Source organism: Streptomyces sp. NPDC032745, assembly GCF_055579465.1.
In genome coordinates, this window is record NZ_JBVING010000012.1 from 283,581 (window position 1) to 292,597 (window position 9,017).

At 71.2% G+C, this 9,017-nt stretch carries 2 protein-coding genes; both read left to right on the plus strand.

Translation table 11 applies throughout. The features are described 5' to 3' along the window. The first annotated feature begins 6 nt into the window (after window positions 1-6). Entirely contained in the window at window positions 7-7,749 is a 7,743-nt protein-coding gene (locus ACZ5WG_RS28740; RefSeq protein ID WP_468726897.1) for an amino acid adenylation domain-containing protein, read from the plus strand. Next, a partial coding sequence (locus ACZ5WG_RS28745; protein WP_468726899.1) for a condensation domain-containing protein occupies window positions 7,746-9,017 on the plus strand: 1,272 nt, incomplete at its 3' end. The genes ACZ5WG_RS28740 and ACZ5WG_RS28745, both read left to right, overlap by 4 nt.

Genomic DNA, 9,017 nt, shown 5'->3' on the forward strand with positions numbered 1-9,017 from the left:
GGGCACGTGCCTGTCCAGTCTTTTCCTTTGCTGACTTCGCAAGCCGGCATCTGGTATGCGCAGAACCTGAATCCCGACAGTCCTGCATACTGTATGGCGCAATACGTTGACATTCAGGGTGCGCTGGAAAGAGAATTGCTCGAGGTCGCTCTCGCGCACTGCCTGACGGAGAGCGAGGCCTTACGTACCCGTTTTCGCGAGGAGGACGGCGTACCCCGGCAGTACGTCGCCGACGCATCGGACAACCCCCTGGAATTCCATGATGTGAGCGGGGCGGCCGATCCGGACGGGGCGTGCCGCGACCGGCTGGCCCAGCGGCGGACGGACCTCTTCGACCTCAGGAGCGGTGCGCCCCTGTGCCGGTTCACGCTCGTACGGCTAGCCGCGGACCGGCACGTCCTGTACATGCGCGCCCACCACGTGGTGCTCGACGGCTACGCCTTCGGTGTGGTGACGGCACGCCTCGCGGCCGTCTACAGCGCACTGGCGGCCGGGGAGCCGCTGCCCGCGGCGGAGTACGGCGGGCTGCGCGAGCTCATCGAGGAGGAAGCGGCCTACCTCGAGTCCACAGAAAGGGAGGCCGGGCAGCGGTTCTGGCACGAGCTGCTCGCCGGGCGTCCGCAGCCCGGCACCCTGGCCGCCCGGACCCCGGCCGGCCGGGTCCTGGGGGGACCGGTTGTGCGGGAGCGCACCGTCCTGCCGCCCGGCCTCGTCGACCGGCTCAACCGGACCGCCCGGGAGTGGCGGACACCCTGGCCGATGCTCCTCATCAGCGTTTCGGCGGCCTTCCACGCCCGACGGACCGGGGCGGACGACGTGGTGGTCGGCATACCGGTGACGGGTCGGCCCACCGGCCGGCTCCGCAACACCCCGGCCATGATGGCGAACGTCCTGCCGCTGCGCATCGCCGTACCGCGGGGCCGGGCCGTCGTCGCCTATGCAGCCGAGGTCTGCCGGATGGTGCAGGAGGCGCACCGGCACCAGCGGTACCGCACGGAGGACCTGCACCGCGAGCTGGCGCCGGGCGGAACGGACCGGCTGCACGGCACACAGGTCAACGTCATGAGCTACCAGGACGTCCTGCGCTTCGGCGAGAGCTCCGGGCAGATCCACAACCTCTCGACCGGCCCCGCCGACGACCTCGTCATGTCCTTCCACGGACAGCCCGCCTTGACCCGGCTCACCATCGACTTCGACGGCAACTCCCGCTTGTACGAGCGGGAGGAGCTCGCCGAGATCCAGCGCTCCTTCCTCGTCTACCTGGACAATTTCCTGAAGGGCGGCGACGAGCCGCTGGGACGGCTGGATCAGCTCGCGGACGGGGAGCCCGAACTGCTCCCGGAGCCGCGTTCCGCGGTGGCTGCGCCGCCCGTGGAGACCCTGCCCCGGCTCTTCGAGAAGCAGGCGGCGCGCACCCCCCACGCGGTCGCCCTCACGTTCGGCGCACAGTCCCTGACCTACGCGGAGCTGAACGCACGGGCCAACGTGCTGGCAGGCCTGCTGGTGGCGGGCGGTGCCGGGCCCGAGCGGTTCGTCGCGGTGTCGCTACCCCGCTCCATCGAGCTCGTCGTCGCGCTGCTGGCCGTACTGAAGTCCGGGGCGGCGTACGTGCCGCTGGACCCGGAGCACCCGGCGGACCGCCTGGCGCGCCTCATCGAGGAGACCAGGCCGGTTCTGGTCATCGACGACTCCTGGCCCGGCCCGGCCGCTCCGGCCTGGACCGCACCGCCCGGGAGCGCTCCCGATCTCCGCGACGCCGAGCGGACGGCGCCGCTGCGACCCGGCCATCCCGCCTACGTGATCCACACATCCGGGTCGACCGGCCGCCCGAAGGGCGTCGTGGTGACCCACGCCAATGTCGCCCGGCTCTTGCGGACGACCGAAGAGTCCTTCGGCTTTGGACCCGACGACGTCTGGACGCTCTTCCACTCGTACGCCTTCGACTTCTCCGTTTGGGAGCTGTGGGGCGCCCTCCTGTACGGGGGGCGCCTCGTCGTCGTGCCGCACGAAGTGAGCCGCTCGCCGGGCGCACTGCTGCGCCTCCTCGAATCGGAGGGCGTCACCGTGCTCAACCAGACGCCGTCCGCTTTCGGACAGCTGGCATACGCGGACGAAGCCCTCGAACCCGCGCCGCGGCTCGCCCTGCGGTACGTCGTCTTCGGCGGCGAGGCCCTCGACCCGGGGAGCCTGCGCGGCTGGTTCGAGCGCCGGGGCGCCGACGGGCCGTGCCTGGTCAACATGTACGGCATCACGGAGACCACCGTCCACGTCACCCGGCACCAGGTCGACTCGGCCGACACACCGGGTTCGCCCATCGGCCGTGGCCTGGACGACCTGCGGGTATACGTACTCGACGACTGCCTGCGTCCGGTACCGCCCGGCGTGCTGGGAGAGCTCTACGTCGCGGGCGGCGGCGTCGCCCGAGGCTACCTCGGCCTTCCTGGGCGGACCGCCGGACGCTTCGTGGCCTGTCCGTTCGGCGCCCCCGGCGAGCGCATGTACCGTACCGGGGACCTCGCCCGCCGGGCCGCCGGAGGTGAACTCTCCTACGCGGGACGCGCCGACGACCAGGTCAAGATCCGCGGGTACCGAATTGAACCCGGTGAGGTGCGAGCCGTCCTGCTCGGCCTTCCCGGCGTGCGCCAGGCCGAGGTCGTCGTACGCGAGGACCGGCCGGGCGACCGACGGCTGGTGGCGTACGTCGTGTCCGCCGGCGATTCGTCCGGCACCCCCGAGACCCTGCTCGGCCACGCGGCCCGGCACCTGCCCGCCCACATGGTGCCCTCTGCGGTGGTACGGCTCGATATCCTGCCGCTGACGGCCAACGGCAAACTCGACCGGCGAAGCCTGCCTGCCCCCGAACGGCGTGGGGGCGGTAGAGCCCCCCGAACCACCACCGAACGGGTGCTGTGCGACCTGTTCACCGACGTGCTCGGCGCGGCCCGAGTCGGCGCGGACGACGATTTCTTCGCACTGGGCGGCCACTCGCTGCTCGTCACCCGGCTGATCAACCGCGTACGGACCGTCTTCGGCGTTGAGCTGACGGTGCGGGAGGTGTTCGACGCACCGACCGCCACGGGACTCGCCGCCGTCCTCGAAGCGCACGGCGGCTCCGGCCGCCCGTCGCGCCCCTCACCGCCGGTACCCGTCGTCCGGCCGGAACACACACCCCTGTCGTACGCCCAGCGCAGGCTCTGGATGCTGCACCGCATCGAAGGCCCCACCGCCACCTACAACATCCCGCTCGCACTCCGCCTGCGCGGACGACTCGACAAGAACGCGCTCGACGCGGCACTTCGGGCAGTGGTGGCCCGCCACGAGGCCCTGCGCACCGTGATCGAGGAAGACGGCGAGGAGCTCTGGCAGCGGTTCCTCGACCCCGCCGCCGTCCGCACCGGCCCCACCGTGGTGCACACGGACGAGGCCGGACTCCCCGCCCGGCTGGCCCGTGCCGCCGCCGAACCCTTCGACCTTCGCGACGAACCGCCCCTGCGGGTGACCCTGTTCGAGCTCGACGCGGACACCCATGTCCTGCTCCTGCTCACCCACCACATCGGCAGCGACGGCTGGTCTCTCCCCCTCCTGCTCGGAGACGTCGCGCGGGGCTACGCAGCGCACCGTGACGGCCTGCCCGTCACGGGTGGCTTCCTCCCCGTCCAGTACGCCGACTACACACTCTGGCAGCGCGCCGCCCTGGGCACCGCAGACGACCCGGACAGTGCCGCGGCAGGGCACCTCGCCTTCTGGAGGGAGACCCTGGCCGGGCTCCCCGACGAACTGCGGCTGCCTGCCGACCGGCCGCGCCCGGCCTGCTCCACGCACCACGGCGACCGCATCGCCTTCGACCTGCCCGAATCCCTCTACCCGCGGATCAGGGAGACGGCCCGCGCGCTCGGAGCCACCGTCTTCATGGTCGTCCAGGCAGCCCTGGCCACGCTGTTGTCCCGACTCTCCGGGACCGTGGACATCCCCATCGGCACGCCGGTCGCCGGACGCTCGGACGAGGCGCTGGAGGGCGTCATCGGCTGCTTCGTCAACACCGTGGTGCTGCGCACCGACCTGTCCGGGAGCCCGACCTTCCGGGAGCTGATCGCCCGGACCCGGCAGGGCACCCTGGCCGCCTTCGCCCACCAGGCCCTCCCCTTCGAGCAGGTGGTCGACGCCCTGGACCCGCCTCGATCGCTCGCCCGGCACCCCCTGTTCCAGACCATGATCAGCTGGAACGCCGCTGACGATCCCCGCAGCCTGCTCGCGGAGATGCCCACCCTGCCCGGCCTGGAGGCCACGCACGAGCCGGTGGGGACCGCAACGTCCAAGTTCGACCTGCTCTTCGCCTTCGCCGAGCACGAGGACGGGCTGCACGGGCAGCTCGAATACACCACCGACCTGTTCGACCGGCCCGCAGCGAAGGCGTACGCCGACCGCCTGGTCCATCTCCTCGGGGAACTGGTGGACGCCCCCGACAAACCGGTGGACCGGGTCGGGCTGCTCGACGCCGACGAGCGGCGGCGCGTCCTGCACGACTGGAACGACACCGCGTACGAGTCACCTGCCGCGACACTGGCGGAACTGTTCGACCGGCAGTGCGGACGGACCCCGGACGCGCCCGCCGTCACGTACGAGGGCCGCACACTCTCCTACCGGGAACTCGAGGCTTCGGCCGACCGCCTCGCCGGGATCCTCGCCGCCCGGGGCGCCGGACCTGGATCGCTCGTGGCGGTGGCTCTCGAACGCTCCCTCGACCTCGTCGTCTCCCTGCTCGCCGTACTGAAGTCCGGGGCGGCGTACGTTCCGCTGGACCCGGAGTACCCGGCCGAGCGCCTGCGCCACATGCTGGAGGACGCCCGGCCGCTGGCGGTCCTCACCGACACGCACACCGCCGGCAGGCTGCCCGGGACCACCGCGCCGCTGCTCTACGTCGACCGACCCGCGGCGGGCGCGCACCCGCACGTGGCGGCTTCTCCGCGCGGGCCCCGGCCGGACGACACCGCGTACGTGATCTTCACTTCGGGCTCGACCGGCCGCCCCAAAGGCGTCGCCGTCTCCCACGCCGCCATCGTGAACCGGCTGTCGTGGATGCAGGAGACGTACGGCTTGGCCGCCGACGACCGGGTGCTGCAGAAGACCCCGTACGGATTCGACGTCTCCGTCTGGGAGTTCTTCTGGCCGCTGATCACCGGAGCCACCCTCGTGGTCGCACGGCCGCAGGGCCACACGGATCCGGCGTATATCGCCCGGCTCATCAGGACGGAACGGGTGACGACCGTGCACTTCGTACCGTCGATGCTCCGCGCCTTCACAGAAGAGCCCGACGCCGCCCGGTGCCGCACCCTGCGTCGGGTCATCTGCAGCGGCGAGACCCTCCCGGCCGAGGCCGGCCGGCGACTGCGGGCCGTGCTCGACGTCCCCTTGTACAACCTGTACGGACCCACCGAGGCAGCCGTCGACGTCAGCGCGTGGCCCTACGATCCGCGTGAGACGGACCCGTCGGTCCCGATCGGCCGCCCCATCCACAACTTGCGGCTCTACGTGCTGGACCCGGCCCTCGGGCCGGTGCCGCCCGGTGTGACCGGCGAGCTGTACATCGCGGGGACCGGCCTCGCCCGCGGCTACGTGAACCGGCCGGGTCTCACGGCGGAGCGATTCGTGGCATGCCCCTTCGGCGCCGGGGGCGAGCGGATGTACCGCACCGGGGACCTCGCCCGCTGGCGTCCGGACGGCGTACTCGAGTTCGCGGGCAGGGCCGACGGCCAGGTCAAGATCCGCGGAGTCCGGGTCGAGCCGGGCGAGGTGGAAGCCGCGCTCACCACCCACCCGGAGGTCACCGAGGCCGCCGCGGTGGTTCGCGACGAACGGCTGGTGGCCTACGTCACGGTGCGGGCCCGGACCGGTGGAACGGAGCCGGCGGCGCTGCGCGAACACGTCGCCCGACTCCTGCCGGCTGCCATGGTCCCGGCGGCGGTCGTCGTCCTCGACGCGCTCCCGCTTACGGGTCACGGCAAACTGGACCGCGCCGCTCTGCCGGTACCCGACCTCGCCCCCGTCGGGGACGGCCGGGCTCCCCGCGATCTGCGCGAAGAGACGCTCTGTGCCCTGTACGCCGAGGTCCTCGGCCTGCCCGCCGTGACCATCGACGACGACTTCTTCGCCTTGGGGGGCGACAGCATCATCTCCATCAAGCTGGTGAGCCGGGCACGTGAGGCGGGCATCGAACTGACCCCGCGCGACGTGTTCCGCCACCGGACCGTCGCCGCCCTCGCGGAGCGGACCGGTGCGGACACCGAGGCCGCGGGGGCCGCCGTCGAGACGGCGCCCGCCACCGGGCCGACCCCGCTGGTGCCGGTCATGGCGCGCCTGTGCGAGGAGGCCGACCGCGTCGACCGCGTGGGCCAGTCACTGCTGCTGTGCGCCCCGGACGGGGGCGACGAGCCTCGGTTCGCCGATGCCCTCCAACGCCTGCTGGACCACCACGCCGTACTCCGCTCCCGGCTGGTGCACACGTCCGAGTGGAGCCTGCTGATCGATGAGCCGGGCTCGGTGGACGCGCGTCAGCGCATCCACCGAGTCGACGTGTCGACGGTGCCCGACGCCGCCTTGTGCACCGTCATCGCGGTCCGTGCCGGCGATGCCTGGAAGCGGCTCGCCCCACGGGAGGGAGACATGGTGCGGGCCGTCTGGTTCGACACCGGCGCCGGACGCAGCCCGCGCGTCCTCCTTCTCCTGCACCACCTGGTGGTGGACGGCGTGTCATGGCGGATCCTGCTGGACGACCTCGCCGCGTGCTGGGCAGATCCGAAGGCCCGGCTCGAACCCGAGCCGACCACCTTCCGCCACTGGGCCCTCGGACTGGACGAGCTGCGCCGCGCGCCGGACCGCGACGGCGCACTGGACCGCTGGCGCACCGTGCTCTCCACCCCCGGCGCGGCACTGCTGCCCGGCCCGCGCACCACGGCCCCCGTCGGCTCCGCCGCCGGCGCCCGCCCACTCGCCTCGCGGACCCTCACGCTGGACCCGGATATGACGACCGCCCTCCGACGGCTCGGTACTCAGGAGGCGTTGTTGGCGGCGTTGGTGTTGGGGGTGGGGGACTGGCGGCGGGTTTCGGGTCGGCCGGGTGGGCGGTCGTTGGTGGTGGAGTTGGAGGGGCACGGTCGTGAGGCGGTGCTGCCGGGGGTGGATCTGTCGCGGACGGTGGGCTGGTTCACCAGCATGTACCCCGTACACCTCGACCCCGGTGTCGGCGACGCCCGCAGGGCCCTGGAGACCGTACGGGAGCAGCTGCGCGCCACCCCGCCGGACGAGGGCATCGGCTACGGGCTGCTGCGCCACGGCAACCCGCGAACCGGACCCCGGCTGGCGGCCGTGCCCCACCCGCAGGTCCGTTTCAACTACCTGGGGCGGATGGCGGCAGACCTTCCGGGCGGGTGGTGCCTGGCTCCCGAGAACCAGGCCGTGAGCGCCGTCGGCAACGAGGACCTTCCGGTGTCACACGCCCTGGGCGTGGACGTGGTGGCCGTGGGTGAGGCGGACGGTGAGCGTCTGGTGGCGACCGTGACATGGCCCGATGACGGTGCCGCCGACGGCACGGACATCCCCGCTCTCATTGAGAGCTGGCAGGAATGGCTGACCGCTCTGGCGGTCTACGCGGACCCGCCACCAGCACATGCGGCCGCGGGGCTGGAGCTGGCGCAGGACGAGTGGGACGAGCTGGAAGCAGAGCTGGACGAAGAGTGGGGAATCCAGAAGTGAAGCAGTCGCGCATCGAGAACGTTCTTCCCCTTTCCCCGCTGCAGGAGGGGCTGCTCTTCCACCACCTCCTGGACGGCCAGGAGGGCGAGACCTATGCCGTGCAGCTCGTCCTCGGTCTGGAGGGCGACCCCGAACCGGCCAGGCTGCGGGCCGCGGCCGAGGAACTCCTGCGACGTCATCCCCACCTCCGCGCGGGCGTCCGTCACCGGCGCAAGGGCGGCGCCGTCCTGGTGGTGCCGCGGGATGTGGTGGTGGATTGGTGGGAGTGTGAGGTGGCGGATGAGGTGGGGTTGGCGGAGGTTTTGCGGGGGGATCGGGGGCGTGGTTTTGATGTGATGCGTCCGCCGTTGGTTCGGTTTGGTTTGGTGCGGGTGGGTTCGGGTGGGTCTTTCCGGCTTGTGGTGACGAATCATCATATTGTGTTGGATGGTTGGTCGATGCCGGTGTTGGTGGGTGAGTTGTTGGAGTTGTATCGGCATGGTGGTCGGGTGGGTGTGTTGCCTGCTGTGGCTGATGTGTCGGGGTATGTGGGGTGGTTGGCGTCTCGTGATCGGGTGGCGGGGCGTGGGGTGTGGGCGTCTGTGGTGTCGGGGGTTGTGGGGACGCGTTTGGGTGGGGTGGTTGCGGGTCGTGGTGGGGGTGTGATGGGTGATGTGGAGGTGGTGTTGTCGGAGGGGTTGTCGGGTGGGTTGGTGCGGTTGGCGCGTGGTTGTGGTGTGACGTTGAGTGGTGTGGTTCAGGCTGCTTGGGGGGTGTTGTTGGGGCGGCTTGTGGGGTGTGGGGATGTGGTGTTCGGTGCGACGGTTTCGGGTCGTCCGCCGGAGGTGGTGGGTGTTGAGTCGATGGTGGGGTTGTTTGTCAATACGTTGCCGGTGCGGGTGGGTTTGGTGCCGGGTGAGTCGGTTAGTGAGTTGTTGGTTCGTCTGCAGGGTGAGCAGGCGGAGTTGTTGCCGTATCAGTGGGTTGGTTTGTCGGAGATTCAGGGCTTGGCAGGTGGTGGGGAGCTCTTCGACACCATCGTCGTCTTCGAGAACTACCCCGTGGACACTGCGGCCCTCACCGATCGGTTCGCCGACAGCGGCCTGCGCTTCACCGATGTTCACGGCTACGGCTCCAACCACTACCCCCTCACCCTCGTGGTCGTCCCGGGAGACCGGCTGAAGCTGCGGTTCGACCACCGTCTCGATGTGTTCGGGACGGGGGAGGTCGAGTCGATCGCTCGCCGGTTCGTGTCGGTGTTGGAGGCGATGGTCGCGGATCCGGGGCGT